Below are 26,532 nucleotides of genomic sequence, written 5' to 3'. Positions count from 1 at the left end.
ACCGCAGGAGCCGGTCGCTGCTAGGCGGCGACCGGCTCCTGCTGCCGCAGGGCGGACCGTCCGGCGGCCCAGGCGTCCATCAGGTACCCGGCGGTGAGCCCGTCCAGGGCGAGCGAGCACTGCGCGCCGAAGAGGACGTCGGCGGCCAGCGCCGGCTGCTCGGCCACCAGCGACCCGCACATGTCGACGGCGGCGATCTGCTCGTGCACCGCGTCGGCCTCCACGTGCTCGTCGTAGAAGACGCTGGCGTCCGCGCCGAACCCCAGCCGCCGCAGACCGGCGGAGTAGCGCCGGCTCGGCTCGGAGGAGGTCATCTCCACCGCGGCCAGGTGGCCCAGGCAGGCGCCGCGCCACCGGCGGTGCAGGCCGAACAGCGACATGGTGTTCACCGAGGTGAAGGCGACCGCGGGGGCCTCGTCCCACAGCGCGCCGTAGCCGTCGTCCAGGCCCAGGTCGCGCATCATCCCGGCGAAGAGCCGGCTGTGCATGCGCTCGGGCGCCCCGCCGCCGTACTCGTCGGCCTGGATCTCCACCATCGCAGCCTTGCTCCGCCCGGAGATGCGGGGGATGGCCCAGGTGTGCGGGTCGCCCTCCTTGAGGTGGTAGACCGACCGCACGGTCAGGTACTCCCGCCACTGGTCGGCGGTGCCCTGCTTGGCCATGTACCGGGACAGCGACGGGCCGTCGTCGGCCTCGATGACCGCCGTGAGCTGCCGGTCGACGGTGTCCTCGGGGAGGTCGACGGCCGGGACGAGCGCCCGCAGGGCCCGCAGGTGCACCGCCTCCAGCAGTGCGCGCAGCCGCAGCAGCTCGGGGTCCCACTCCCAGGCGTCGTCGACGTCGTCGAAGCCCTGGTAGTGCAGCTCGTAACAGACGGCCAGGCTGAGCTGCAGGTCCTCGTCGGTGAGCGGGTCGGCGGTGGCGGCACCGAGTGCATCGAGCAGGGCCTCGGCGGTGGCGACGGTGGCCGGGCCGATCGAACCGCCGGTCAGGTCCGCGAACAGCGCGGCGCTCAGCGGGCCCCGTGGCTTGGGAAGGCGCATGTCAGCGATCATGCCCCGGACGGCGACGCCCCGAACGTGACCTGCCACCCCCCCCGGCCCGGGGGTCAGACGTGCGCGTCGAACGCGGTCGCCATCCTCGCCTGCTCCTCCAGCACGTCGTTGATCCGCGCCTGCACCGCGTCCAGCTGGCCGATGATCTCGCTGGTGGCGTGGATGCCGTCGGCGACCGCCTTGCTGCTGGCCTGGATCCCGGCGATCTGGTCGGAGACCCGCTGCGTGGCGTTGGCGGTCTCCCGGGCGAGGTCCTTGACCTCGCTGGCGACGACGGCGAAGCCCTTGCCGAGCTCACCGGCGCGGGCGGCCTCGATGGTGGCGTTGAGGGCGAGCAGGTTGGTCTGGTCGGCGATGCCCGAGATGATCCGGATGACCTCACCGACCGCCGCCGACGCCTCGTCCAGCGAGACCACCTCGCCGGTCATCGTGGAGGCCTGGCTGACCGCGCTCTCGGCGACCCGGCCGGCGTCGCCGGCGGCCTCGCGCAGCCGGGACACGGTGTCCAGCAGCTCGCGGGCGTTCTCCGCGGACTCCTCGGTGCGCCGCAGCACGTCCAGCCGCTGCGAGACCAGCTGCTGCACGTTGCGCAGGGCCGAACGGCGCGACTCCGACAGCTCGATGGTCTCGGTGACGAAGAAGTCCATCGTGCCGATGACCCGCCCGCCGACCAGCAGCGGGAAGCAGACCCCGGACTTCACGCCGGCGCGCTGGGCTGCCGGGGCCCGCACGCAGTCGGTCATCTCACCGATGTCGCTGACGAAGTACAGGTCCCGCGCGCGCCAGGCCCGGCCGGAGAGCCCGACGCCCTCGGCGAAGGAGGCGGCCAGGGTGACCGTGCGGAACTCCTCGCCGGCCGAGCCGGACTCCTGCTGGAACCGCAGCACGCCGGCGGACTCGTCCAGCGCCCAGTAGGAGCCGTAGGCCCAGCCGAACGCCTCCCGCACGGTGTCCAGCGCGATGCGCAGCGCGGACGCCTGGTCGATGGCCGCCCCGAGCTCGGTGACGACGGTCGTCACCGCGACCCGGTCGTCGAGGGTCTCCTGCAGCTCGTTCCTGGCCAGCGCGGCCCGGCGCGCGTGCGACAGCAGCCGACCCAGGGAGTCCCACTTGCCCTGACGGGCCCCGGTGAAGGGCAGCTCGCCGCGGGCGTAGTACTCGTTCAGCGCCACGACGACGCCGTTCTCCACCGTCGGCAGCACGCAGCCGTGGGTGGCACCGGCCATCCGGGCACCGGACCAGCGGAGGCAGGTCGCCGGGTCGCTGCCCTCGTCGACCAGCACGGCGGCCTTCGAACGGAGCGCCTGACCGGCGTAGCCGTCGGCGGAGGTGACCCGGTCCACGCGGGCCGCCGGGGTCGCCGCGAGGGAACCGGTCATCTCGCCGTGTTCCCCGACCAGCCGGAAGGCGCTGTCGGAGCCGGGGAGCCAGCTGGCCCCGTAGCAGAGCCCCAGCTCGTCGACGAGCGTGGCGGTGATGGTGCGGTGCGCCTCGACGGCGTCGGTGACCCCGCGGTCCAGGACCGCGATCACCTTCTCCACCGCCTCCACGTCCCGGGGCATCTCCGCCGGGGTGAGGGGAGCGCGCTCCGGGGTGCTGGTGCGCCGCCTCATCTGTCGTCCCCCATGTCTCGTGGCCGTCCGGCCGCCGTGCGCGGCCTGCCCGCGCGGACCGACCCCGGTGCGCCGGCCAGGTCCAGGTCTCCCGTCCTCTTCGGCAGCCGGGGGACGGTGTTGAGCCGACGACCGGATAGGGCGCAATCAGATGGTGCGTCCGGGCAGCGGGGGTGAGCTCAGAAGCCGGCGGCCTTGTCCACGACGTTGACCAACGGCTCCCCGGCCGCGAAGCGGCGGCAGTTCTCCGCGAGCACCGCGTATCGGCGCTCCTCCAGGTCCGGGCCGCGGTCGGCCACGTGCGGGGTGATCAGGACCCGGGGTGCACTCCACAGGGGCGAGTCGGCGGGGAGCGGTTCGGGGTCGGCCACGTCGACGCCGGCTGCGCCGAGCAGCCCGTCACTGAGGGCTCGGGCCAGGTCTGCGGTCACGGTGGTGGCACCACGGCCCACGGTGACGTACAACGCGCCACGGCGCATCCGGCGGAAGCGGGCCAGGTCGAACGTCCCTGCGGTCGCGGCGGTCTCGGGCAGGACGTTCACCACCGCGTCAGCGCGGGGGAGGAGCGCGTCGAGGGCGTCGGGACCGTGCACCTCGGCCACGCCCGGCGGCGGGTCCGCAGGGCGCGCATCGGTCGCCAGCACGGTCATCCCCAGCGCGGCGCCCAGCCGGCCGATCTCGGCGCCGACGCTGCCCAGGCCGGCGACCAGCAGGGTCGCCCCGTCCAGGTGCAGCACCGGCCCCTCGTCGGGGCGCCACGAGTGCTCGTCCTGCTGGGCCCGGTACACGTCCAGGCGACGGGCCAGCGCGAGCAGCAGCGCGATGGCGTGCACCCCGACCGAGTCGCCGTAGATGCCCCGGACGTTGGTGACGACGACGTCGGACTCGACCAGTTCGGGGAAGAAGTACCCCGACGGCGGGTTCGCCTGGGGGGAGTGCAGCCACCGCAGCCGGCCGGCGGCGGCCAGCAGCCGGGGCGTGAGGGTGCCGAACGCCGCCTCCGCCTCGGTCAGCAGCCCGGCCAGCTCGTCCTCCCCGGCCCCGGCCGGAGCCAGCACGACGTCCAGCTGCGGCACCTGTTCGGCCAGCCGCTCTCGCCAACCCGCCAACGACCTGCCCGCCTGCGGCAGGAGCACCAGCCGTGGCGTCATCGTGTGCCCTCCTCGTGGTCGGCGCCGTCCGGCAATCCTCGCCCAGCCGGCCGCGCCCCGCGCACCGGGCAGGCCCGGAACGCACCGCGGCCCCCGTTCCCTGCGCGCACGCAGGGAACGGGGGCCGCGGTGACCACGCCGGGATCAGATGTCGTAGTACATCGCGAACTCGTGCGGGTGCGGGCGGAGGCGGATCGGGTCGATCTCGTTCTCCCGCTTGTACTCGATCCAGGTCTCGATCAGGTCGGAGGTGAACACGCCACCGTCGAGCAGGTAGTCGTGGTCGACCTCGAGCCGGTCGAGGACGGCGTCGAGCGAGGCGGGCACCTTGTCGATGCCCAGGGCCTCCTCGGGCGGCAGCTCGTAGAGGTCCTTGTCGACCGGCGCCGGGGGCTCGATCTTGTTCTTGATGCCGTCGAGGCCGGCCATCAGCATCGCGGAGAACGCGAGGTAGGGGTTGGCCGACGGGTCGGGCACGCGGAACTCGATGCGCTTGGCCTTCGGGCTGTCGCCGGAGATCGGGATGCGGCAGCAGGCCGAGCGGTTGCGCGCGGAGTAGACCAGGTTGATCGGCGCCTCGTAGCCGGGCACCAGCCGGTGGTAGCTGTTCACCGTCGGGTTGGTGAAGGCCAGCAGCGAAGGAGCGTGCGCCAGCAGCCCACCGATGTAGTGGCGAGCGGTGTCGGACAGCCCCGCGTAGCCGGTCTCGGCGTGGAAGAGCGGCTCGCCGTCCTTCCACAGGCTCTGGTGGCAGTGCATGCCCGAGCCGTTGTCGCCGAACAGCGGCTTCGGCATGAAGGTCGCGGTCTTGCCGGCGGCGAAGGCGGTGTTCTTGATGATGTACTTGAACAGCATCAGGCTGTCGGCCGAGCGCAGCAAGGTGTCGAACTTGTAGTTGATCTCGGCCTGACCGCCGGTGCCGACCTCGTGGTGGCCGCGCTCGAGCTGCAGCCCCGCGTTGGCCAGGTTGACCATCATGTCCGCGCGCAGGTCGCTGTAGTGGTCGTACGGCTCGACCGGGAAGTAGCCGCCCTTGGCGCGGGTCTTGTAGCCCAGGTTCGGGCCGCCGTTCTCACCGGTCAGCGAGCCCGAGTTCCACGAGCCCTCGACCGAGTCGATGTGGTAGTAGCCCTCGTTGATGCCGGTGCTGTGCCGGATCGAGTCGAAGACGTAGAACTCGGCCTCGGGGCCGAAGTAGGCGGTGTCGGCGATGCCGGAGCTCGCGAGGTAGGCCTCGGCCTTCTTCGCCACGTTGCGCGGGTCGCGGCTGTAGGCCTCGCGCGTGATCGGGTCGTGGATGAAGAAGTTGACGTTCAGCGTCTTGTGCGCCCGGAACGGGTCGACGAAGGCGCTGTTCGCGTCGGGCAGCAGCAGCATGTCCGACTCGTTGATCGCCTGGAAGCCGCGGATCGAGGACCCGTCGAAGCCCAGACCCTCGCTGAACGTGTCCGGGCCGAAGGTCTCCGCCGGGATGGTGAAGTGCTGCATGACGCCGGGGAGGTCGCAGAACCGGACGTCGACGAACTTCACGTCGTTGTCGCGGATGTAGGCGGTGACCTCGTCGGGACTGGTGAACATCGATCCTCCGGGAGTGGACGGACAGCCGACACGCAAGCTACGAGCGTGCGATTGCCCTGGGGTGTCTCTCGTGTTTCCGGGGCGTAACACCGCCTCCGGCGTGTCGCGCCGGGAGCCGGACGGCGCCCACCGAGGCGTGCACGGGGCACGTCCTAGGCTGGCGGACGTGGCCAGTGACGACGTCTCACCTTCTCAGGGGCGCACCCGGGGCGCCGCACTGGGGTTGCCGGCCACCGGCCCGGGCGCGCTGGCGAGCTTCGGGCAGCGGGTGGCGCAGTACTTGATCGACGCGGTGGCGGCGGCCTTGATCGCGGGGCTGTTCACCGCGCCCGAGGCGCCCCGGCTGTGGAGCCTGCTCAGCTTCGGCGTCATCACCGTCGTCTCGCTGGTGCTCGCCGGCCAGACCCCCGGCATGCGGGTGATGGGGCTGCGCCTGGCGCACCCGCACCCCGCGCAGCGGCCGGCGCTCTGGCGCGCCGTCGTCCGCACCGCCCTGCTCATGGCCCTCGTCCCGGCGCTCGTGGTCGACTCCGACGGCCGGGGGATGCACGACCGGCTCACCGACACCGCGGTGGTCCGCGACCGGGCCTGAGAACCGTTCCCCACCCCGCGCGCGAACGGCGGGGCGCCCGGGCGGCCGACGACGAACGCCCCCGGCCGCAGGGCCGGAGGCGTTCGTCGTCGGGGTGCCGGGCTCAGCGGCGGCGGACCTGCCGCTGGCTGATCGACATCTGGCGCCCACCGGGGAGCGGGCCGCCGGGAACCGGCATCCGGCTGCCACCCAGGGCGCTCATCCGCTTCGACAGCGCGTTGACCTCGGCGCCGGACAGGTTGCGGGGGAGCTTCATGACGTGCGCGCTGAGCTTCTTCAGCGGCACCTCGCCCTCGCCGTCACCGACCACGACGTCGTAGATCGGGGTGTCGCCGACGACCTTGGCCATCCGGCGCTTCTCCTGCGCGATCAGGCCGCGCACCCGCTGCGGGGTGCCCTCGCCGACCAGGATGATGCCGGGCCGCCCGAGCACCCGGTGCAGGGCGTCGAACTCCCGCGTGCCGGCGATGCCGGAGGAGACCCGCCAGTCACCGCGCATGCCCTCGAGCACCCAGGACGCCGCGCCGGGCTGGCCCTCGACCTGCCGGTACGCCGAGCCCTGGGCGCGCCGGCCGAACACGATGAGGGCGGCGAGCAGCCCGAGGGCGATGGCGACGGGCAGGAACAGGAACGGCGAGCTGAAGACGAGCAGCCCGAACAGCTCCACCGCGGCCGCCACCACCACGAAGGCGATGAGCATGATCCAGGGGAGCTTGGGGTCGTTGCGGCGGGTCAGCGTGTAGGCCTGGCGGATCATCCCCGCCTGGCTCTTGAGCTTGGCCAGCCGCTTCACCTTGGGCTTGCCGTCCTTGCCGCTCTTGCCGCTCTTGCCGCTCGTGGCCTTGCCCGCGGCGGTGGCGTCGGTGTTGCGTCCGGGCGCGCCGCCGGCCGGGCCCCGGCCGGCCTTGCCGGCGGGGGCGGAGGTGTCGGTGGACCTGCTGCGTGCCATGCGTCGAGGATAGCCAGAGGGCCGGCTGTCCCCTGCGACTCGCGAGCGCGCGGCGGGCCCCTGCGCCCGGCCGAGGAGCGGGATCAGCTGCGGACGGCGAGCCCGCGCGCCTCCGCGGCCTGCTGGTAGAGCCGCCCCGCCCGGTACGAGCTGCGCACGAGCGGCCCGGCCAGCACGCCGGGGAAGCCCATCTCCTCGGCCTGGGCGGCGAAGCCGACGAACTCGTCGGGCTTGACCCAGCGGATCACCGGGTGGTGCCGGACGCTCGGCCGCAGGTACTGGGTGATGGTCAGCAGGTCGCAGCCGGCATCGCGGAGGGCCTGCATGGTCTCCACGACCTCGTGCGGCTCCTCGCCCATGCCCAGGATCAGGTTGGACTTGGTGACCAGGCCGGCCTCGCGGGCCGCGGTGATCACCGCGAGCGACCGCTCGAAGCGGAACCCGGGGCGGATCCGCTTGAAGATGCGGGGCACCGTCTCGACGTTGTGCGCCAGCACCTCCGGCCGGGAGGAGAAGACCTCGGCCAGCTGGTCGGGGTCGGCGTTGAAGTCGGGGATGAGCAGCTCGACGCCGCAGCCGGGGATGGCCGCGTGGATCTGCCGGACGGTCTCGGCGTACAGCCACGCGCCGCCGTCGGGGAGGTCGTCGCGGGCGACGCCGGTGACCGTGGCGTAGCGCAGGCCCATGGTGGCGACGCTCTCGGCGACCCGGCGCGGCTCGTCACGGTCGAAGTCGGCGGGCTTGCCGGTGTCGATCTGGCAGAAGTCGCAGCGCCTGGTGCACTGGTCACCGCCGATGAGGAAGGTGGCCTCCCGGTCCTCCCAGCACTCGTAGATGTTGGGGCAGCCGGCTTCCTCGCAGACCGTGTGCAGCCCCTCGCGGCGCACCAGCGACTTCAGCTCGGTGTACTCCGGGCCGGTCCTGAGCTTCGTCTTGATCCACTCGGGCTTGCGCTCGATGGGGGTCTGGCTGTTGCGGACCTCCAGGCGCAGCAGTTTGCGGCCGGCGGGCTCGATCCGGGACGCGTCGCCCGGGGTGTTCGCGGTTGCCTCGTTCGTGGTCGCCTCGTCCATGCCCAGGCTCATGACCAGCACGGTACTCCCGGCTGCCGACGCCCCCGGACGTGCAGGAGGAGGCCCGGCGCGAGTGCGCCGGGCCCCCTCCTGGTGGTGCTGCGGTCAGCCGCGGGTGTTGCCCGGCGTGCCCGCGGGGCCGCCGGTGTCGTCCGCGTCCGGCCCCGCCGTGGCGACCGGGGTGTCCGGGTCGTTGCGGGTGCTGGTGGTCGGCTCCGGGGTGGACTGGTTGCTCGGCTCAACCGGGCCGGAGGCCGGCTGGGCCTCCAGCGCGCCGATGTCGGTGTCGGTGGGAGCGGAGTCCGACGGAGCGGTCTCCGCGGTCGAGACGGCCTTCCCGCTCTGCGATGCGGGGCTCTCGGTGCCGCCGGCCGGGGTGCTGGGGGAACTGGACACGGGGTCCTCTCGGTAGCTGGGCACGGGCCCGTCGCCGGTGGGCGCGGGGTTCCACGGGTCCTCGCCCTTCTTCCCCCGCAGGGCCACGACCACACCCGCGACGACCGCGAGGACGGCGAGGACCCACGGCCACCGCCGCGGCGCCTTCTCCTCGATGCCGACGCCCCGCTTGACCGAGGTGACGGTCGCGGCGGTGCGCTTCGCGGCGTCCTTGCGTGCCCGGGCGGTGGCCTTCTCCAGCGCGGCACGGCGCTTGGCGGCCTTGCGGGACAGCTCGTCGGCCCGCTTGCCCAGCTTGTCGGCCTTCTTGCCGGCGGCTCGGCGACCGGTCTCGGCCGCGGCCACGGCGGCGGCGAGCCGGGCGGCGGCGGTCTCGCGGGCGGCCTCGGCAGCGGCCACCGCATCGCGGCGCGCCTTCTCGGTCTGGGTGCCGGCGGCGGTGCCCAGGGTGGCCGCGGTGGCGGCGAGCTCCGCGCTGCGGGCCTCCAGCTGGGCCCGGGCCGCCTCGACGCTGGCGAGCAGGTTCCCCCGCGCCGTCTCGAAGGCCGGCCCGGCTGCCTCGCGGGCCGCCGTCACCCGTGGGGTGGCGTAGGTGGCGGCCGCGGTGGATGCCGCGGTCAGCCGCGGGCCGGCGGCCTCGAGGTTGGTGCGCGCGGTCCGGGCGGCGTTCTCCCACGCCGGCCCGGCCGCCTCGCGGGCGGCCTCGATCCGCGGGGTGGCGGCGGCGACCGCCGTCTCCAGGTTCGCCCGGGCGACCTTGGCGGCGGCCTCCAGGCGGGGCACGACGTCCTTCTCGTACGTCTTCTGCGCCGCCCCGAGCCGGGGGGCCAGCACGTCACGGGCAGCGTCGAGCTGCGGGGCCAGGGCCGCGACCGCGGCCTCCACCCGCGGGGCGACGTCGGTGGCGTAGGTCTGCTGCGCCGCCTTGGTCGCCGCCGCCACCTGCGGCCCGAGCTGGTCCGCCGCGGCCCGACGGGCCTCGGTGACCGCGGCGCCGATGTGGGCGAACCCCTCTTGCAACTCGGTCCCGATGACCTCTGTCGAGCTCTTCTTGCGGAACACTCCAGCACCTCCGAGTTGATCGCGTCGCGATCATCCTGCCCGCCATCGCCCGTGGGCACACCCCGAGTCGCCCGCTGGGCGGGTGGCCTGCCGGCCAGCAGGGGGCGGTCGGGCTGGCTAGGTTCCACCCCGTGCAGCTACGGATCTTCACCGAACCCCAGATGGGCGCCACCTACGACGACCTGCTCGCGGTGGCCCGCCGCACCGAGGAGACCGGTTTCGACGCCTTCTTCCGCTCCGACCACTACCTCACGATGGGCGGCGACGGCCTCCCCGGGCCGACCGACGCCTGGGTCACCCTCGCCGGGCTCGCCCGTGAGACGAGCCGGATCCGGCTGGGCACGCTGATGACGGCGGCCACCTTCCGGCTGCCCGGCCCGCTCGCCATCTCGGTGGCCCAGGTCGACCAGATGAGCGGCGGCCGGGTGGAGCTCGGCATCGGCTCGGGCTGGTTCGCCGAGGAGCACAGCGCCTACGGCATCCCGTTCCCCGAGCTGGGGGAGCGCTTCGACCGGTACGAGGAGCAGCTGGCCGTCATCACCGGGCTGTGGAACACCCCGGTGGGGGAGACCTTCGACTTCCCCGGGCAGCACTACCAGCTCTCCGGGTCCCCGGCGCTGCCCAAGCCGGTGCAGCCCGGCGGCATCCCGATCCTGGTCGGCGGCAACGGCAGGAGGCGCACCCCGCGGCTCGCGGCGAGGTACGCCGCCGAGTTCAACGTGCCGTTCCAGTCGGCGGAGGACAACGCCCGGCTGTTCGCCGGGGTGCGGGACGCCTGCACGGAGGTCGGCCGCGACCCGGGTGAGCTGGTCTACAGCTCCGCGCTGGTGCTCTGCGTCGGCCGGGACGAGGCGGAGCTGGCCCGCCGGGCCGCCGCCATCGGCCGGGACGTCGACGAGCTGCGCGCCCGCGGCGTCGCCGGCACCCCGGCGGAGGCGGTGGAGGTCCTGGGGCGCTACGCCGAGGCGGGCGCCACCCGCGTGTACCTGCAGGTGCTCGACCTCTCCGACCTCGACCACCTGGACCTGGTCGCCGCCGAGGTGGCCCCGCAGCTGGCGTGAGCAGCGCGGCGCCCCGCCCACCGGTGGTGGGCGGGGCGCCGGTGCCTCAGCGGAGCTCGGAGGCCAGCGGCTCCAGAGCCGCGCGTGAGCCCAGCCAGGTGTTCGCCCGCTGCAGGTCGTCGTCGAAGTCGACCTCGACGGCGGAGAACCGGGAGATGTCCACCGGGCGGAAGCGCACCCCGGCCCGCTGGATCGCCAGCTCCATGCCGCGCTCGAAGTAGTCGTTCGCGTCGCAGGCGACGAGGTGCTCGATCAGCGCGGCCTTGTCGGCACCGGAGACGTAGTTGATGCCGACCGCCTCGCCGAGCCCGCCGACGACGGTCTTGGACAGCTCGGCGATGAAGCCGTCGTCGTCCAGGGTGTACTTGACCTCCTCGTCGGCGACGGTGGAGGTGTCCACGCAGACGAAGCTCTCGTCGGCCTGGATGAGCGGGGCGGCGTGGTCGAGCACCGCCGGGTCGAAGACCACGTCGCCGTTCATCCAGAGCACTCCGCCGGCCTGGGAGGACCGCAGCGCCTTGAGCAGGCTCTGCGAGGTGTTCGTGACGGCGAAGTCGGGGTTGAACGCGAAGAGCAGGTCCGGCTGCGCCCGCATGACGGCCTTGGCGCGGTAGCCCACCACCGCGGTCACCGGGGCCGCGGCGCCGAAGACCGCACGGATGCCGTCCAGCTGCTGCTGCATGATGCTGCGGCCGTCCATCAGCTGGGTCAGCGGCTTGGGCAGCTTGCGGCCCAGCCGGGTGCCCATGCCGGCGGCCAGGATGACCACCTGCGGGGCGGCGGCGGGGGTGGCGGACGAGCCGTCGGCCACCGCCGGCCGCGACCGCCGATCGCGGCCCCCGGTCAGGATCGGGTCAGCAGCGCGCATGCTCATCTCCTCGGTTCGTCGTTCGTCGGGGTGGCGCCGGACGGGTCGGCAGCGCCCGTCCGGGGGAAGAACAGCTCCAGGACCCGGTCGGTCGCGTGGCCGTCCTCGAGGGAGCAGAACGTCTCCTGGAACCGGGTGTACCGCTCGGTGGGTTCCCACGGCCGCCGACCGAGCTCGGCGATCGCGTCGAGCACCTCGTCGCTGGTGGACAGCAGCGGGCCCGGAGCGGCCTCGGCCAGGTCGAAGTAGAAGCCCCGCAGGGTGTCCTGGAAGTAGTCCAGGTCGTAGGTGAAGTTGAGGATCGGCTTCCCGGTGACGGCGAAGTCGAACATCGTCGAGGAGTAGTCGGTGACCAGGACGTCGGCGGCCAGGTACAGGTACCGGATGTCCGGGTAGCGCGAGACGTCGCGGACCGGCGCGCCCGCCGGCACCTCCAGCCGGTCGGAGACCATCTGGTGCAGGCGCAGCAGCAGCACGTGGTCCTCGCCGAGGCCGTGGGCGAAGTCCCCGAGGTCGAGCGGGAAGGTGTGCTGCGGTCCGTCGCCCCCGCCGAACACCTGGTCGTCGCGCCACGTCGGGGTGTACAGCACGGCGGTGACGCCGTCGGCGATCCCCAGGGCGTCACGGACCTCGGCCCGGATGCGCTCCCGGTCCGGTGAGCTCAGCAGGTCGTTGCGCGGGTAGCCCGTCTCGTGCACCGGCCCCGTGAACCCGAAGGCCTTGCGGAACCGCGGCGTGCTGACGGCGTTCGGGGACAGCAGCGCGTCCCACCGCGCGATCTCGGTGTCCAGGTAGGCCAGCCGGCCCTCCGGGGCCCACAGCACGTCGTTGTGGATCCGCTTCAGCGGTGTCCCGTGCCAGGTCTGCAGGTAGGTCGTGCCCGGCTGCTTGTCCCAGTCGAACCCGATGTGGTCGTTGGACACCACGACGTCGGCGGACTCCAGCGCGGCCCGGGCCCCGGCGGTGCCGAACTCGACGGTCGTCACGTCGGCCGGGAAGTCGCCCACGCGGTCCGGGGCGGCCAGCCAGACGACCTCGTGGTCGTCGCCGCGCTGCCGGAGGGCTTCGAAGATCGTCCGCGGGCTGTCGGAGTACACCCCGCGGAAGCTGTTGAGCACGACCCTCACCGGGCACCTCCCGCCACGGTCGCCGGGCGCCCGGCCGACGTCGGCAGCAGCAGGTCGGTCAGCTCCGCCCAGGAGGAGACCAGTGCGACCACGCCGGCGTCCCGCAGTTGGGCCGCGCGCTCGGCCCGCTCGCCGGGAGCCACGAACCGCAGGTTGCCCACGGTGGGGCAGCCGGCCCGGACGGCGGAGAGCGCACCGGCCACCGAGTCCTCGACCGCCAGGCCCTGCTCGGGGGAGATGCCCAACTGGTCGCAGGCGTGCAGGTACACCGCCGGATCGGGCTTGCTGGTCGGCGTCGGCAGGGAGTCCTCCGCGCTGTACCGCAACGTCGGTGGGATGAGGCCGTCCAGCTCCGCAGCGGTGAAGCAGGCCGCCAGCCGGGTGAGTGCGCTGGAGCTGACCGCGGCGAGGGTGAGCCGCTCGCCGATCGCGGTGAGCGCGGCGGTCACGTCGGCGTCGGGACGCAGCTCCCGGCCGAGGTGCTCGGTCACCACGCGCCGCTCCTCCGCGACCCACTCGTCGAGGTCGGTCACCTCGACGCGGTGCGCCGCGGCCAGGTCGGCGGCGGTGGAACGGAAGTTCCGGCCCGTCGCGGCCCGGCGGAGCTCCTCGGCGGTGAAGCGGTCCGGGATCCCGTGGGCGGCCAGGAAGCGGTTGGTGACGCCGGCCGATGCGACGAAGGCCGGCTCCTCGGAGGGGAACAGGTTCCCGTCGGCGTCGCAGAGCAGCGCCGTGAGGCCTTCGGCCCGCGTGGTCCTGATCTCTGGCATCTGGGGTGGTCTCCTGGGGGTCCGGGCCGGTGGGGGCGTGGTCATGCGGACAGCAGGTCGTCGTGGACGACCGACACCCGGTTCGGGGTGGCGGGGTCGACCACCGGGTGCTCGCCGCTGCGGGCCAGTGCCCGGGCGACCGTGACCCGGACACCGTCCGCCTCCAGGTCCTGCAGGGCGCGGGTCAGCGCCGCCACGAACGTCGGGTCGGTGGCCAGGTCGCCGAAGACCGGGTGCAGACCCAGCAGCGGCCGGGGGTCCGTGCCCCCCGCGCGGGCCAGCCCGCGCAGCTGGTCGGCGAGCTCGTCCTCGACCACCAGTTCGCCGCCCTGCAGGTCCGTGCCCCGCACGTACCGGCACCAGCCGGCGACCGCGAGGGTCAGCAGCTCGGTCGGGCGTCCCTGCGTCAGCCCCGCGCGCAGGGACGGGAGCACGTGCAGCGGCACCTTGGACGACCCGCGCCGGCACAGCCGCTCCAGGCGGTCGCCGATGGCCGGGTCGGCGAAGCGGCGCAGCAGGCGCGTCTGGTAGTCGGCCAGGTCGACCCCGGCGGGGGCGGTGAGCAGCGGCCCGATCTCCACGGCCATGAGCTGGGTCGCGTAGCGGCGGAGCACCGGGTCGGCCATCACCTCGTGCACGTAGCGGTGGCCGGCCAGCGAGCCGAGGTGGCCCAGGGCCGAGTGGCTCGCGTTGAGCAGCCGTGTCTTGATGAGCTCGTGGCCGCCGACGTCGTCGGCGAACTGCACGCCGACCTGCTCCAGCGGCGGGCGTCCGTTGCAGAAGGAGTCCTCCAGGACCCACTGCGAGAACGGTTCGGTGATGACCGGCCAGCGGTCGTCGACGCCGTTCCGCTCCGCGAGGGCGATCCGGTCCTGCAGGCTGGTGCGGGGCGTTATCCGGTCGACCATGCTGCCCGGGAACGTCACGTGCTCGTCGATCCACCGGGCCAGCGACTCGTCGCGGAGCTGCGCGAACCCCACCACCGCGGCGCGGGCGATCTCGCCGTTGCGCTGCAGGTTGTCGCAGGACAGCACGGTGAACGGCGGGCGCCCGGCCCGGCGCCGGCGGTCCAGCGCCTCGACGATGTAACCGAACAGCGAGGCGGGGCGGTGCGGATCGGCCAGGTCGGCCCGGACCGCCTCGTCGGGGTGGAAGTCGCCGGTCGCGGGGTCGACCCGGTAGGCGGTGCCGGTGACGGTCATGGTCACCAGCCGGGTCCGCTCGTCGGTGAGCACCGCCAGCACCGTCTCCGGGGAGTCCGGCGCGAAGTGGTAGTCGACCAGGGAACCGACCACCCGGGCCTGCTCGCCCTCGCAGCTGCGTTCCACCACCGTGTAGAGGTGGTCCTGCGGCCGGAGGGCGTCGCGCATCGCGGGGGAGTGCAGGCCCACGCCGACCACGCCCCAGTCGGTGTCGCCCTGCTCGGCCAGTTCGTCGAAGTAGACCAGCTGGTGGGCGCGGTGGAAGCCGCCGACGCTGAAGTGGACGACGGCGGGGGTGAGCGCCGTGCGGTCGTAGGTGGGCACCCGGACACGTCCGGCGAGCAGCGGCAGGGCGTGCTGGTTCAGGGGGACCGCGCCGGCGACGTCCACGTGACCCGCGGGTGCCGGGCCGGGCTGGGTGAGCTCTGCCATGCGCGGTCCTCCTCTTCTCGCGGGCACCGGGGGTGCGCGGTCACTGCTCGTGCGGTTGCGATCATCTCGCCGCGCCGCCGGTGGGCGGGCTGTTGCCCGGGGTCCCCGGACCTCGGTGCGGACCGGCCTCCACCGGAGGCGCTGCGGCCGGGGCGGGGACGCCGTCGGCCTGCCGCGTCTCCGGGAGCGCGCCGCTCCACGACCATGCGCAGGCGGCGCTGCTGCTCAACGCCGGAGTGCTGCCGTGCCCGGTCGGGGGGCGCGACAAACAAGGGTGATCATGACACCCCTCGGTGAACAGGCGTACGGCGAGCGCCACGGGCCCCGGTTCGGTGGGAGTTTCAGCGACCGGGACGTACCCGCGCCGTGACCGCTGTCGCTGCTCGGAGGCCGACCTGCCCGGCCGGCGCGCACGCTAGGATCGCCCCGTGACCGGCGGACTCCTCCTTCTCCGGCCGTGCTGACCTGACCGATCGGACCAGCACGGCGACCCCTCCTGCGTGAGGGGTCTTTTCATGTCCGCAGCCCTTGCCTGCCCCCGGGAGCACCAGCCATGAGCCAGACGGCCAGCCAGAGCACCGACCCGACCAGTGACGTGCCGCCGCACCGGTACACCCCGCAGCTGGCCCAGCAGATCGAGCTCGCCTGGCAGGACCGCTGGGACGCCGACGGGACCTTCCACACGCCGAACCCGGTGGGGCCGCTCAGCGAGGGCTTCGACCGGGTGGCCGACCGCCCCAAGGCCTTCGTGATGGACATGTTCCCGTACCCCTCGGGGGCCGGGCTGCACGTCGGGCACCCCCTGGGGTACCTGGGCACCGACGTCACCAGCCGCTTCCTGCGGATGGACGGGCACAACGTGTTGCACCCGATGGGCTACGACGCCTTCGGTCTGCCCGCCGAGCAGTACGCCGTGCAGACCGGGCAGCACCCGCGCGTCACCACCGAGGCCAACATCGCCGCGATCAGCGCCCAGCTGCGCCGGCTGGGCGTCGACCACGACACCCGGCGCACCTTCGCCACGATCGACCCGGGCTACTACAAGTGGACCCAGTGGATCTTCCGGCAGGTCTTCGAGGCGTGGTTCGACGAGACCGCCGACGGCGGCCGTGGCCGGGCCCGGCCGATCCCCGAGCTGGTCGCCGAGCTGGACGCCGGCACCCGGCAGCCCGCCGCGGGCACCCTGCCCGAGGGCCGCACCTGGGCCGAGCTGGACGACGTCGAACGACGGCGGGTCGTCGACGGGCACCGGCTGGCCTACCGGCACGAGGCGCCGGTCAACTGGTGCCCGGGGCTGGGCACCGTGCTCTCCAACGAGGAGGTCACCGCCGACGGGCGCTCCGAGCGGGGCAACTTCCCGGTGTTCCGCCGTCCGCTGACCCAGTGGATGATGCGGATCACCGCCTACGCCGAGCGGCTGATCGACGACCTGGACCGGTTGGACTGGTCGGACTCGCTCAAGCAGATGCAGCGCAACTGGATCGGCCGCTCGACCGGCGCGCGGATCCGGTTCGGCGTGGGTGGGGGCGAAGCCACGGGATCGGAGGTCGCCGAGTCCATCGAGGTCTTCACCACCCGACCCGACACCCTGTTCGGCGCCACCTACCTGGTGCTGGCCCCCGAGCACCCGCTGGTGGCCGCGCTGACCGCCGCCTCCTGGCCGGAGGGCGCCGACCCGCGCTGGACCGGCGGGGCGGCGAGCCCGGCGGAGGCGGTCGCTGCGTACCAGCTGCAGGCCTCGCGCCGTTCGGAGCTGGAACGGCAGACCGAGGGCCGGGACAAGACCGGGGTCTGGCTGGGCGTCACCGCGCGCAACCCGCTGACCGGTCGTGACCTGCCGGTGTTCATCGCCGACTACGTGCTGACCGGCTACGGCACCGGCGCGATCATGGCCGTGCCCGGTGAGGACCAGCGCGACTGGGACTTCGCCCAGGCGTTCGGGCTGCCCGTCGTCCGCACGGTGCAGCCGCCGGCCGACTTCGACGACGCCTCCGGCGCCTGGACCGGCACCGGGCCGATGATCAACAGCTCGAACGAGCAGCTGTCGCTGGACGGGCTGGACAAGGCCGCGGCGATCGCGAAGGTCACCGACTGGCTGGTGGCCACCGGCCACGGTGAGGCGACCACCACCTACAAGCTGCGCGACTGGCTGTTCAGCCGGCAGCGCTACTGGGGTGAGCCGTTCCCGGTCGTCTACGACGAGCACGACCTGCCGATCGCCGTCCCGGACTCGTTGCTCCCGGTGCTGCTGCCCGACGTCGACGACTACTCGCCGAAGACCTTCGAGATCGACGACGCCGACTCCAAGCCGGAGCCGCCGCTGTCCCGGGCCACCGAGTGGACGACGGTCACCCTCGACCTGGGCGACGGGCCGAAGCGGTACCGCCGGGAGACCAACACGATGCCCAACTGGGCGGGCTCCTGCTGGTACTACCTGCGCTACGCGGACCCGACGAACGACGAGCGCTTCGTCGACCCGGAGCTGGAGCGGTACTGGATGGGCCCGCGCGAGCCCGGCGACGTGGGCGGGGTCGACCTGTACGTCGGCGGTGTCGAGCACGCGGTGCTGCACCTGCTGTACGCCCGGTTCTGGCACAAGGTGCTGTTCGACCTGGGGCACGTGTCCAGCGAGGAGCCCTTCCGCCGCCTGGTCAACCAGGGGTACATCTCCGCCTACGCCTACACCGACGAGCGGGGCTTCTACGTGCCCGCGGCCGAGGTCGTCGAGCGCGACGGCCAGTACTGGTTCGAGGGCAGGCCGGTCGACCGTGAGTACGGGAAGATGGGCAAGAGCCTCAAGAACGTCGTGACGCCGGACGAGATGATCGCGATGTTCGGCGCGGACACCTTCCGGGTCTACGAGATGTCGACCGGGCCGCTGGACCAGTCCCGGCCGTGGGAGACCAAGGCCGCGGTCGGCTCGCAGCGGCTGCTGCAGCGGATCTGGCGGGTCGTGCTGGACGAGGAGACCGGCGCGGTGCGTGCCGCGGACGTCGAGCCGGACGAGGACACCTCGCGTGCCCTCCACCGGACGATCGAGGCCGTGCGCGACGGCATGACCACCCTGCGGTTCAACATCGCCATCGCCCGGATCACCGAGCTGACGAACCACCTGACCGCGACCTACCCGCCGGGGACGGACGTGCCACGGCCGGTCGCCGAGACGTTGGTGCTGCTGACCTCGCCGCTGGCCCCGCACCTGGCGGAGGAGCTGTGGTCCCGGCTGGGCCACTCCGGTTCCGTCGCCTGGGCGTCGTTCCCGATCGCGGACCCCCGCTGGCTGGTCGACGACACGGTGACCGTGGCGGTGCAGGTCAACGGCAAGGTGCGGGCGCAGGTCGCGGTGCCGGCCGATGCCGACGCCGCCGGCCTGGAGGCCGCTGCCCGCGCCGACGAGAAGGTGGCCGCGCAGCTGGCGGGGAAGACGGTGCGCCGGGTGATCGCGGTCCCGGGCCGGCTGGTCAACTTCGTCGTCGGCTGAGCGAGGAGCTCCTGCCGGCCCCGATCGCGGTGGGGCCGGCAGGGGGCGGGGTCAGGCGACGGCGGAGATGCGGATCAGGGCGTGCCGCTCGGTGCCGGGGTGGCGCAGGCGCGTCCACGTGCGGGAGGCGACCAGCCCGACCTGCAACCGCAGCCCGTACCGGCGTCGCAGCGCGGCGAGAGCCGCAGGCCACTCCTCGCGGGGCACGAAGGTCGCCACCGCGTCGACCGCCGGGCCGCGCAGCCGGCCCCGGACGTCGCACGGCGCCACGGTGACCCGGCTGGTGTGCCGCAGCCGCTTGACCTTCCCCGAGTCTGCGCGGGTCCAGACGACGAGCTCGTTCCCGTGCGGGGCGGCCCACACCGGGGTGGCGACCGGGACGCCGGTGCGCCGGAACGTGGTGAGGCTGACGTACTCGCTCTGCGGCAGCGGCATCGCGATCAGGCGGGGACGGCGGCGGTGAGGACCTCACGCACCGCCTGCTCGACGGCGTCGACGACCTCGGCGACGGGGACGTCGCGGCGCAGTTCGGCGCTCAACGAGGTGGCGCCGGCGTCGACGATCCCGCAGGGGATCATGTTGGCGAAGGCGGACATGTCGGGGTCGCAGTTGAGCGCGAACCCGTGCATGGTCACCCCGCGGGCCACCCGGACGCCGATGGCGGCGACCTTCCGGTCCGGGCCCCGGTCGTCGGCGCGGACCCACACCCCGCTGCGGCCCTCCACCTGCTCGGTGCGCAGCCCGAGGTCGGCGCAGACGCGCATCAGGGCCTGCTCCAGCCGCCGGACGTGGGCCACGACGTCGACCGGTTCGGGCAGCTGCACGATCGGGTAACCGACCAGCTGGCCGGGGCCGTGCCAGGTGATCTTGCCGCCGCGGTCGACGTCGACCACGGGGGTGCCGTCGAAGGGGCGCTCGTGGGGCTCGGTGCGCCTGCCCGCCGTGTAGACCGGCGGGTGTTCCAGCAGCAGCATCGTGTCCGGTCCGGTGCCGGCCACCCGCTGCTCGTGCAGCTCCCGCTGCCAGGCCCACGCCTGCTCGTAGGGGACCAGACCCGCCCGGACGACGCGCAACTCGCTCACGCCGGCCAGCCTATGCCCGGCCCGAGGGCACGGCCTCGGGCGGCGGCGGGGTGGGCGGGCCGCCGCGCAGCCGCGCCAGCACCGCGGGCGCGGTCCGGGGGCCACTGGCCATGGCGCCCTGGATGAACGGGGTGTCCCGGTGGTCGCCGCAGACGAACAGCCCACCACCGAGGTCGACCGGCGGCGGTGCTGCAGTGGGGGAGCGGCGGCCGGCTGTGCTCCGGTGACGGTGGTGCGGTGCGCCAGGTCGCCCGTGGCCTCCCCGTGCGCACGGGCGACCTCCTCGCGGACGTCGGACTCCCGGGGCGGGGAGTGTCCCGGGGTGCCGGCGGGGGTCGACGACCCGGGGTGCGCGGCCGGCCACGCGCACCACCGCGCCGGTCCAGAACCAGCGAGGCGCAGGGCCGGCAGGTCCAGGTCGGCTGCGACGTGCGGGTAGCCGGTGTTGAGCACCTGGAGCCCCCGGTCGACGACGAAGCCGGGGGCGCCTGTGGACGACGGCAGCGGGCGGGTGCCCGATCGGCCTACGGTCCGATCCGTGCCTGCACCCATTCCACCGGCCGCAGCCCCCGTCGTGCCCGGCTACGTGCTCGAGGAGCTGCTCGGCCGGGGAGGTTCCGGTCAGGTCTGGCGGGCGCGGCCGCGGAACGGCGGCGAGCCGGTGGCCGTCAAGGTCCTGCTGCGCGGTGACCCGGAACGGCAGGAGCGGGAGGCGCGCCTGCTCGCGGAGCTGGACCACCCCCACCTGGTCCGGCTGCACCGGGTGGTCCGCCGGGAGGTGCGCGGCGGGCCCGCCGAGGTGAGCCTCGTGCTCGATCTGCTGGCTGGTGGCAGCCTCGCTGCCCTGCTCGCCCGCCGCGGTCGGCTCCGCCCGGGAGAGGTGGTCACCACGGTCGCCCCCGTCGCGGCGGCGCTCGCCCAGGCGCACGAGCGCGGGGTGGTCCACGGCGACCTGTCGCCGGGGAACGTGCTGTTCACGGCCGAGGGACGGCCGGTGCTCACCGACCTGGGAACCGCGCGGTTGGTGGGCGACACCGCGCGTGCAGAGGTCACCCCGCCCTACGTCGACCCCGTCGTGGCCCGCGGGGGTGCCCCGGGTCCTGCCTCCGACGTGTTCGGCGTGGCGGCGGCGGCCTTCCACGCGCTGACCGGCGTCGCCCCGTGGAACGCGGCCGATCCGGCCCAGACCCTCGCGGTCGCGGCGGCGGGTGAGCTGCCCGACCTGGCGATGCTGGCTCCCGAGGCGCCGGCCGAGCTGGTGCGGGTGGTGCTGCGCGGGCTGTCCGCGGACCCGCACCTGCGGGGCACGGCGGCGGCCTTCGCCCTGGATCTGCGGCACGCCTGCCGCCCCGAGCCGGTGCGGCTGCCGGTGGCCGGGGTGCCCGACCACGAGCTCGGCGTCACCGAGCGGGGGCCACGCACCGAACTGACTCACCAGGTGCCCGGACGGCGGACGCGCGCGGCCCACGCCGCGCCCGCGCCCGCCGGCCGGCTGGTGCGTGTCCGCGCGGCGGTGGCGCGGCTCGCGCGCGCGGTGCGCCGGGACCCGGATCGGCTGCCGGACCCCGAACGGCGGTGGACCGGCGCGCGGCGGCTGCTGGTGCCGGCGGCGGTCCTGGCCACCGTGGCGCTGGGGTCGATCGGCGCGGCCTGGGTGGGCACCCACTGGGGAGCGGGATCGCCCGTCCCGGTGCCGGCGGCCGATGGCGTCGACGTGCCGTCCGGGCAGCCGGGCCGGCCCGCCGACCCCGCGCCGGCCGAGCGCCTCCCTGTCCCGACCGAGGGCCGACCGGACGACGGCACGGCGAACGAGCCGGCTGCCGCCACCGTGGTGCCCCCCGACCGGGCGGCGTGGCGGGCCCTGCTCACCGGCCTGTACGAACGGCGGGCGGCGGTGTTCGCCACGGCGGATCCCACCGCGGTCGCCGACGTGCACGTGCCCGGCAGCGCGTCGGCACGGCGCGACCTGGCCCAGGTCGAGGCGCTCGACGCGGCCGGCCAGGCGCTCACCGGGTTCACCCCGGAGGTCAGGGAGGTCCGGGAGGTGACGGTCGAGGACGGGCGGGCCGTGCTCGAGGTCGTCGACACGCTGCCCGGCTTCCGGGTGACCGATGCCGCCGGCGGGCTGGTGCGGGAGGTCCCGCCCCGGGGCGAGGCGCGCGTGCGGCTGGTCGTCCAGGTGACCGCAGCGGGCTGGCGGATCGCCGACGGCGAGCGCCTGCCGTGACCCGGTCAGCCCTCGCTGAGCGCAGCCGCCAGCGCGGCGTCCACGTCGGTGTGGGTGTGCCGGAACCCCGCGGCTTCCAGGGCAGTCGGGACGGCTCGCTGGCCGGCCAGCACGCCGACCTCGGCGAACTCGCCGAGCACCAGGTGCAGAGCGGGGCCGGGCACCGGCACGACGGCGGGGCGGCGGACGGCACGAGCCAGGGCCGCGGTGAACTCGGCGTTGGTGACCGGTGCCGGCCCGGTCAGGTTCACCGGCCCGGAGACGTCGGCGGTCAGCAGGAAGCGGATCGCGTCGACCTCGTCGCGCAGGCTGATCCACGGCTGGTACTGGCGCCCCGAGCCGAGCCGCCCACCCAGTCCGAGGCGGAAGAGCGGCAGCATGCGGCCCAGCAACCCGCCGCGGCCGAGCACCAGCCCGGTGCGCAGGGTGGCCACCCGGACGCCGGCGTCGGCCGCCGGGGCGGTCGCCCCCTCCCAGGCCACGCAGACCCGGGCGAGGAAGTCGGTGCCGGCCGGTGCCGTCTCGTCGACCACCCGGTCGCCGGTGTCGCCGTAGAAGCCCACGGCGGAGCCGGAGAGCAGCACCCGCGGCCGGGCGGGGTCAACCGCCGCGGCGTCGGCGAGTGCCTGGCTGACCGTGGTGGTGCTGTCCACCCGGCTGCGCAGCACCCGCTGCTTGTGCCCCTCGCTCCACCGCCGGTCGCCCACCCCGACGCCGGCCAGGTTGACCACCGCGTCGACGTCGGCGAGCACCACGGGGGTGATCTGCCGGTGGTCGGGGTCCCAGCGGTGCTCGTCCGCGGTCCGCGGGGTGCGGCGGACCAGCCGCACCACCTCGTGGCCGTCCGCCCGGAGCGCGGGCACCAGGGCGCTGCCGATGAGCCCGGAGGAGCCGGTGACGGCGACCTTCATCGCGGGGAGCTCCCTGGTGGTGGGGTGGTGACCGGGCGGGACGACGAAGGGCCCCGGCGGTAGCCGGGGCCCTTCCTCACGGGATCAGGCCGGAGTGTCAGGCGATGCCGAGCTCGCCTTCGAACTGGCCGGCCTCCAGCCGCTCCTTCATGGTGCTGAGGAAGCGAGCGGCGTCGGCGCCGTCGACGATCCGGTGGTCGTAGCTGAGGGCCAGGTAGACCATCGACCGGACCGCCACGACCTCGCCGAGCTCCGGGTCGGTGACGACCACCGGGCGCTTGACCACCGAGCCGACACCCAGGATGGCGACCTGCGGCTGGTTGATGATCGGGGTGTCGAACAGCGCGCCGCGGCTGCCGGTGTTGGTCAGCGTGAACGTGCCGCCGCCCAGCTCGTCGGGCGTGACCTTGTTGGTGCGGGTCCGCTCGGCCAGGTCCGCGATCTTGCGCGCGATGCCCGGGATGTTCAGGTCGCCCGCACCGTGGACGACCGGCACGAGCAGCCCGCGCTCGGTGTCGACCGCGATGCCGAGGTTCTCGGCGTCGTGGTAGGTGACCGTGCCGGCCTCCATGTCGATGGAGGAGTTCACCACCGGGTGCACCTTGAGCGCCTCGACGGCGGCCTTCGCGAAGAACGGCAGGAACGACAGCTTCACGCCCTCGCGGGTGGCGAAGTCGCCCTTCACCCGGTCGCGCAGCCGGGCGATCTTGGTGATGTCCACCTCGACCACGGTGGTCAGCTGCGCACTGACCTGCAGCGACTCGATCATGCGCTTGGCGATGACGGTCCGGAGGCGGGACAGCTTCTCGGTACGCCCGCGCAGGTGCTGGTCCGGGCTGGCCGCCGCGGACGGGGTGCGCGGCGCCGCCGGGGCGGCCGCCGCAGGAGCGGGCTGCTGCGCCTTCTCGGCCGCCGCGAGGACGTCCTGCTTGCGGATCCGACCGCCGACGCCGGTGCCCTCGACGGAGCCGAGGTCGACGCCGTGCTCGGCCGCCAGTCGCCGCACCAGCGGGGTGACGTAGGCGCCGCCACCGCTGGGTGCCGGAGCGCTGGCCGGACGGGAGGCCGGGGCCACCGCCTCGGCCGGCGAGGGCTGCGAGGTCGGCGACTCCGCCGGGAGCGCACCGCTGGACCCGTAGTCGGCGCCGGGCTGCTCCGAGGCGGGCTCAGCCCGCTGGGGGGTGGGCTGCTGCTGCGCGGGCGGTGCCGACTGCTGCGCGGCGGCCGGCTGCTCGGCGGGCTGCTGCGGGGCCGGCTCCGGCTCGGACGCGGGGGTGGCGGCACCGTCGGACGAGCCGATCACGGCCAACTCGGCGCCGACCTCGACCGTCTCGTCCTCGCTGACCGAGATGGACAGCAGGGTGCCCGAGACGGGCGCGGGGATCTCGGTGTCGACCTTGTCGGTGGACACCTCCAGCAGCGGCTCGTCGGCGGTGACCTCCTCGCCGACCGCCTTCAGCCAGCGCGTCACGGTGCCCTCGGTGACGCTCTCGCCCAGCGCGGGCATCGTCACCGGCGTGCCCTGCCCGCTGCCGGAGCCGCCGGAGGACGGCGCCGGAGCCGGCTCGGCCGGTGCCTCCTGGGCCGGTGCCTCCGCGGGAGCCTCCTGAGCCGGGGCCTCCTGCGCGGGAGCCTCCTCGGCGGGTGCGGCCGGCGCGGCGCCGTCGCCGTCGCCGTCGCCACCGATCACCGCGAGCTCGGCGCCCACGTCGACCGTCTCGTCCTCACCGACGAGGATCTTGGTGAGCACACCGGCGGCCGGCGACGGGATCTCGGTGTCGACCTTGTCGGTGGACACCTCCAGGAGCGGCTCGTCGACCTCGACCTGCTCACCCTCCTGCTTCAGCCAGCGGGTGACCGTGCCCTCGGTGACGCTCTCGCCCAGGGCGGGCATGGTGACGGACGTCGGCATCGAAGGCAGGTCTCCTCAGGTCGTGGGGTGCGGTGCTGGCGGGAACGGGACGTGCGGGTCGAGCGACGGTCAGCTGTGCGCGTGCAGCGGCTTGCCGGCCAGGGCGAGGTGCGCCTCGCCCAGGGCCTCGCTCTGGGTCGGGTGCGGGTGGATCAGCTGGGCGACCTCGTCGGGCAGCGCCTCCCAGTTGTAGATCAGCTGCGCCTCGGCGATGAGCTCGCCGACGCGGCTGCCGACCATGTGGACGCCGATGACGGGGCCGTCGGCGGCGCGGACGAGCTTGACCGCGCCGGCGGTCTTGAGGATCTGGCTGCGGCCGTTGCCACCCAGGTCGTAGGTGAGCACCTCGACCTCGCCGTACTTCTCCTTCGCCTGGGCCTCGGTCAGGCCGACGGAGGCGACCTCGGGGTCGGAGTAGGTGACCCGGGGGACGCCGGCGTAGTCGATCGGCACGACGGGGAGGCCGGCCAGCCGCTCGGCGACGAGGATGCCCTCCCCGAACCCGACGTGGGCCAGCTGCAGGGTCGGGATCAGGTCACCGACGGCGGAGATGGTGGGGACGTTGGTCTGGCAGTACTCGTCGACCAGCACGTACCCGCGGTCCATCTGCAGGCCGGCCTCCTCGTAGCCCAGACCCTGGCTGACCGGGCCGCGGCCCACGGCGACCAGCACCAGCTCGGCCTCGAGCTCCTTGCCGTTCTCCAGGGTGACCTTCACGCCGTCGGCGGTGGTCTGCACGGTGGAGACGCGGTTGCCCAGCTCGAAGCCGATCTTGCGACGGCGGAAGGCCCGCTCGAGCAGCTTGGAGGAGGACTCGTCCTCGAGCGGGACGAGGTGCTTGAGGCCCTCGACGATGGTGACGTCGACGCCGAAGGACTTCCACGCGCTGGCGAACTCGCAGCCGATGACGCCGCCGCCGAGGATGATCGCCGAGGCGGGCACCCGGTCCAGCGCGAGCGCGTGGTCGCTGGTGATGACCTTGGTGCCGTCGACGTCGATGCCGGGCAGCGAGCGGGCGTAGGAGCCGGTGGCCAGCAGGACGTGGCGGCCCTCGTAGGTCTCCCCGTTCACCTGTACCGCGGTGGGGGAGACCAGCCGGCCCTCTCCCTCGACGTAGGTGATCTTGCGGCTCTTGATCAGGCCCTGCAGGCCCTTGTAGAGCTTGCCGATCACGCCGTCCTTGTAGGCGTTGACGCCGTCCATGTCGATGCCGGCCAGCGAGGTCTTGACGCCGAACTGCTCGCCCTCGCGGGCCATGTCGGCGATCTCGCCGCTGTGCAGCAGCGCCTTGGTGGGGATGCAGCCGCGGTGCAGGCAGGTGCCGCCGACCTTGTCCTTCTCGATGAGCACGACCGACAGGCCGAGCTCGGCACCGCGCAGCGCAGCGGCGTAGCCACCGGAGCCACCACCGAGGATGACCAGGTCAGCGGGGGTGGTCGGTGCGCTCACAAGTGCTCCTCAGTGCTGGGTGGCCCGGTGTCGGACCCGGACGCGGTGATCGTGCGCGTGCCCATCCTGCCACTCCTGGGAACGGGGCGTCCGCATGCTCCGTTGCTGTCGCCAGAGCGTCGTGGAGGAGACCGCGGCCGGAGGTGACGGGAGCGGGGAATGGGGCTGTTCGACCGGCTGCGCGGACGACGGGGGGCCGGCGGTGGCGGCGGGGACCGCCGGGGCACGCTGGACCGCGCGTCGGCGTCCGGCGACCTGGCCCACCTGGAGCAGTTCGTCGCGACCCGGCGGGGCGTCGAGGGCTACGTCGAGCCCCGCACCGCGGTCACCGAGACGACGATCCTGCTCGTCGCCGCCGACGGGGAGTGGACCCGCCGGCGGATCGACGGTCCCGACGTCGCCCGGCGCCTCTCCCGCGACCTCGCCGTCCCCGTCTACGACGCGCAGGTCACCGGCTACCCCCAGCGGATGCGCGACTGGAGCGCCCGCCAGAAGCAGAACCGGCTGTGAGGACCGGGGCCGGTCCGCGGGGCGGACCGGC

General features: G+C 74.0%; 21 protein-coding genes. 5 read left to right on the top strand and 16 right to left on the bottom strand.

Annotated features, from left to right (window positions below):
- Positions 1-20: 20 nt before the first annotated feature.
- From ACI783_RS02120 to glnA, 4 genes are all read right to left on the bottom strand, one after another.
- A complete protein-coding gene (locus ACI783_RS02120; RefSeq protein WP_457138911.1) occupies positions 21-1,043 on the bottom strand; it encodes an iron-containing redox enzyme family protein in 1,023 nt (340 codons plus the stop codon).
- Between the two features lie 65 nt (positions 1,044-1,108).
- The gene (locus ACI783_RS02115; protein ID WP_457138910.1) at positions 1,109-2,668 is read right to left on the bottom strand and encodes a methyl-accepting chemotaxis protein; all 1,560 of its coding nucleotides are present in this window, start codon (positions 2,666-2,668) and stop codon (positions 1,109-1,111) included.
- A 179-nt stretch (positions 2,669-2,847) separates the two neighbouring features.
- Entirely contained in the window at positions 2,848-3,819 is a 972-nt protein-coding gene (locus tag ACI783_RS02110; RefSeq protein ID WP_457138909.1) for a D-2-hydroxyacid dehydrogenase, read from the bottom strand.
- A gap of 144 nt (positions 3,820-3,963) precedes the next feature.
- Entirely contained in the window at positions 3,964-5,397 is a 1,434-nt protein-coding gene (gene glnA, locus ACI783_RS02105) for a type I glutamate--ammonia ligase (protein ID WP_457138908.1), read from the bottom strand.
- Positions 5,398-5,563: 166 nt separating this feature from the next.
- Here glnA and ACI783_RS02100 point away from each other — a divergent pair, with 166 nt between their 5' ends.
- On the top strand, positions 5,564-5,989 hold the full coding sequence (locus ACI783_RS02100; RefSeq protein WP_457138907.1) for an RDD family protein: 426 nt from the start codon (positions 5,564-5,566) through the stop codon (positions 5,987-5,989).
- Positions 5,990-6,092: 103 nt separating this feature from the next.
- Here ACI783_RS02100 and ACI783_RS02095 read toward each other — a convergent pair whose 3' ends face one another.
- The 3 genes from ACI783_RS02095 to ACI783_RS02085 form a co-directional block, all read right to left on the bottom strand.
- Positions 6,093-6,938: a DUF4191 domain-containing protein gene (locus ACI783_RS02095; protein ID WP_457138906.1), complete on the bottom strand. Its 846-nt coding sequence runs from the start codon at positions 6,936-6,938 to the stop codon at positions 6,093-6,095.
- An 83-nt stretch (positions 6,939-7,021) separates the two neighbouring features.
- Complete coding sequence (lipA, locus tag ACI783_RS02090) at positions 7,022-8,023, bottom strand: lipoyl synthase (protein ID WP_457138905.1); 1,002 nt, start codon at positions 8,021-8,023, stop codon at positions 7,022-7,024.
- A 93-nt stretch (positions 8,024-8,116) separates the two neighbouring features.
- Complete coding sequence (locus ACI783_RS02085) at positions 8,117-9,469, bottom strand: hypothetical protein (protein WP_457138904.1); 1,353 nt, start codon at positions 9,467-9,469, stop codon at positions 8,117-8,119.
- 131 nt (positions 9,470-9,600) lie between these two features.
- Here ACI783_RS02085 and ACI783_RS02080 point away from each other — a divergent pair, with 131 nt between their 5' ends.
- Positions 9,601-10,530 (top strand): LLM class F420-dependent oxidoreductase, encoded by a 930-nt coding sequence (locus tag ACI783_RS02080; protein WP_457138903.1) that lies wholly within the window; start codon positions 9,601-9,603, stop codon positions 10,528-10,530.
- 46 nt (positions 10,531-10,576) lie between these two features.
- Here ACI783_RS02080 and ACI783_RS02075 read toward each other — a convergent pair whose 3' ends face one another.
- The 4 genes from ACI783_RS02075 to ACI783_RS02060 are packed head-to-tail and all read right to left on the bottom strand — an operon-like array spanning position 10,577 to position 14,929.
- Positions 10,577-11,398 carry a phosphocholine cytidylyltransferase family protein gene (locus ACI783_RS02075; protein WP_457138902.1) on the bottom strand — a complete coding sequence of 274 codons (822 nt, stop codon included), beginning with the start codon at positions 11,396-11,398 and terminating at the stop codon, positions 10,577-10,579.
- A 2-nt stretch (positions 11,399-11,400) separates the two neighbouring features.
- The gene (locus tag ACI783_RS02070) at positions 11,401-12,525 is read right to left on the bottom strand and encodes a CDP-glycerol glycerophosphotransferase family protein (protein ID WP_457138901.1); all 1,125 of its coding nucleotides are present in this window, start codon (positions 12,523-12,525) and stop codon (positions 11,401-11,403) included.
- The gene (locus ACI783_RS02065) at positions 12,522-13,295 is read right to left on the bottom strand and encodes an HAD family hydrolase (RefSeq protein ID WP_457138900.1); all 774 of its coding nucleotides are present in this window, start codon (positions 13,293-13,295) and stop codon (positions 12,522-12,524) included. Before ACI783_RS02065 ends, ACI783_RS02070 begins: the two co-directional genes overlap by 4 nt.
- A 41-nt stretch (positions 13,296-13,336) precedes the next feature.
- Positions 13,337-14,929 (bottom strand): mannitol dehydrogenase family protein, encoded by a 1,593-nt coding sequence (locus ACI783_RS02060; protein ID WP_457138899.1) that lies wholly within the window; start codon positions 14,927-14,929, stop codon positions 13,337-13,339.
- A gap of 553 nt (positions 14,930-15,482) precedes the next feature.
- On the opposite strand from ACI783_RS02060, the gene leuS reads away from it, so the two are divergent.
- A complete protein-coding gene (gene leuS / locus ACI783_RS02055) occupies positions 15,483-18,410 on the top strand; it encodes a leucine--tRNA ligase (RefSeq protein WP_457138898.1) in 2,928 nt (975 codons plus the stop codon).
- Positions 18,411-18,461: 51 nt separating this feature from the next.
- Here leuS and ACI783_RS02050 read toward each other — a convergent pair whose 3' ends face one another.
- Together ACI783_RS02050 and lipB are read right to left on the bottom strand one after the other, a co-directional pair.
- Positions 18,462-18,845, bottom strand: coding sequence for a PPOX class F420-dependent oxidoreductase (locus tag ACI783_RS02050; RefSeq protein ID WP_457138897.1), 384 nt, complete (start codon positions 18,843-18,845; stop codon positions 18,462-18,464).
- A gap of 5 nt (positions 18,846-18,850) precedes the next feature.
- The gene (gene lipB / locus ACI783_RS02045) at positions 18,851-19,492 is read right to left on the bottom strand and encodes a lipoyl(octanoyl) transferase LipB (protein WP_457138896.1); all 642 of its coding nucleotides are present in this window, start codon (positions 19,490-19,492) and stop codon (positions 18,851-18,853) included.
- A gap of 538 nt (positions 19,493-20,030) precedes the next feature.
- Between lipB and ACI783_RS02040 the strand changes: the two genes are divergently transcribed.
- Complete coding sequence (locus ACI783_RS02040; RefSeq protein WP_457138895.1) at positions 20,031-21,719, top strand: protein kinase domain-containing protein; 1,689 nt, start codon at positions 20,031-20,033, stop codon at positions 21,717-21,719.
- 5 nt (positions 21,720-21,724) lie between these two features.
- Here the strand turns inward: ACI783_RS02040 and ACI783_RS02035 are convergent, their stop codons facing one another.
- From ACI783_RS02035 to lpdA, 3 genes are all read right to left on the bottom strand, one after another.
- On the bottom strand, positions 21,725-22,630 hold the full coding sequence (locus tag ACI783_RS02035; RefSeq protein WP_457138894.1) for a TIGR01777 family oxidoreductase: 906 nt from the start codon (positions 22,628-22,630) through the stop codon (positions 21,725-21,727).
- Between the two features lie 97 nt (positions 22,631-22,727).
- Complete coding sequence (gene sucB / locus ACI783_RS02030) at positions 22,728-24,542, bottom strand: 2-oxoglutarate dehydrogenase, E2 component, dihydrolipoamide succinyltransferase (protein WP_457138893.1); 1,815 nt, start codon at positions 24,540-24,542, stop codon at positions 22,728-22,730.
- A 69-nt stretch (positions 24,543-24,611) separates the two neighbouring features.
- A complete protein-coding gene (gene lpdA, locus ACI783_RS02025; RefSeq protein WP_457138892.1) occupies positions 24,612-25,991 on the bottom strand; it encodes a dihydrolipoyl dehydrogenase in 1,380 nt (459 codons plus the stop codon).
- Positions 25,992-26,150: 159 nt separating this feature from the next.
- On the opposite strand from lpdA, the gene ACI783_RS02020 reads away from it, so the two are divergent.
- The gene (locus ACI783_RS02020) at positions 26,151-26,501 is read left to right on the top strand and encodes an oxidoreductase (protein WP_457138891.1); all 351 of its coding nucleotides are present in this window, start codon (positions 26,151-26,153) and stop codon (positions 26,499-26,501) included.
- Positions 26,502-26,532: the final 31 nt, after the last annotated feature.

The sequence above is a fragment of the Modestobacter sp. SYSU DS0511 genome, from assembly GCF_054050755.1.
This window is presented reverse-complemented; position numbering and strand designations above follow the sequence as displayed.

What these genes read in the sequence shown, in the direction of transcription:
- ACI783_RS02120 (WP_457138911.1), bottom strand. Translation starts at nt 1,043, where the DNA reads ATGCGCCTTCCCAAGCCACGGGGCCCGCTGAGCGCCGCGCTGTTCGCG.
- ACI783_RS02115 (WP_457138910.1), bottom strand. Translation starts at nt 2,668, where the DNA reads ATGAGGCGGCGCACCAGCACCCCGGAGCGCGCTCCCCTCACCCCGGCG.
- ACI783_RS02110 (WP_457138909.1), bottom strand. Translation starts at nt 3,819, where the DNA reads ATGACGCCACGGCTGGTGCTCCTGCCGCAGGCGGGCAGGTCGTTGGCG.
- glnA (WP_457138908.1), bottom strand. Translation starts at nt 5,397, where the DNA reads ATGTTCACCAGTCCCGACGAGGTCACCGCCTACATCCGCGACAACGAC.
- ACI783_RS02095 (WP_457138906.1), bottom strand. Translation starts at nt 6,938, where the DNA reads ATGGCACGCAGCAGGTCCACCGACACCTCCGCCCCCGCCGGCAAGGCC.
- lipA (WP_457138905.1), bottom strand. Translation starts at nt 8,023, where the DNA reads ATGAGCCTGGGCATGGACGAGGCGACCACGAACGAGGCAACCGCGAAC.
- ACI783_RS02075 (WP_457138902.1), bottom strand. Translation starts at nt 11,398, where the DNA reads ATGCGCGCTGCTGACCCGATCCTGACCGGGGGCCGCGATCGGCGGTCG.
- ACI783_RS02065 (WP_457138900.1), bottom strand. Translation starts at nt 13,295, where the DNA reads ATGCCAGAGATCAGGACCACGCGGGCCGAAGGCCTCACGGCGCTGCTC.
- ACI783_RS02060 (WP_457138899.1), bottom strand. Translation starts at nt 14,929, where the DNA reads ATGGCAGAGCTCACCCAGCCCGGCCCGGCACCCGCGGGTCACGTGGAC.
- leuS (WP_457138898.1), top strand. Translation starts at nt 15,483, where the DNA reads ATGAGCCAGACGGCCAGCCAGAGCACCGACCCGACCAGTGACGTGCCG.
- ACI783_RS02050 (WP_457138897.1), bottom strand. Translation starts at nt 18,845, where the DNA reads ATGCCGCTGCCGCAGAGCGAGTACGTCAGCCTCACCACGTTCCGGCGC.
- ACI783_RS02035 (WP_457138894.1), bottom strand. Translation starts at nt 22,630, where the DNA reads ATGAAGGTCGCCGTCACCGGCTCCTCCGGGCTCATCGGCAGCGCCCTG.
- sucB (WP_457138893.1), bottom strand. Translation starts at nt 24,542, where the DNA reads ATGCCGACGTCCGTCACCATGCCCGCCCTGGGCGAGAGCGTCACCGAG.
- ACI783_RS02020 (WP_457138891.1), top strand. Translation starts at nt 26,151, where the DNA reads ATGGGGCTGTTCGACCGGCTGCGCGGACGACGGGGGGCCGGCGGTGGC.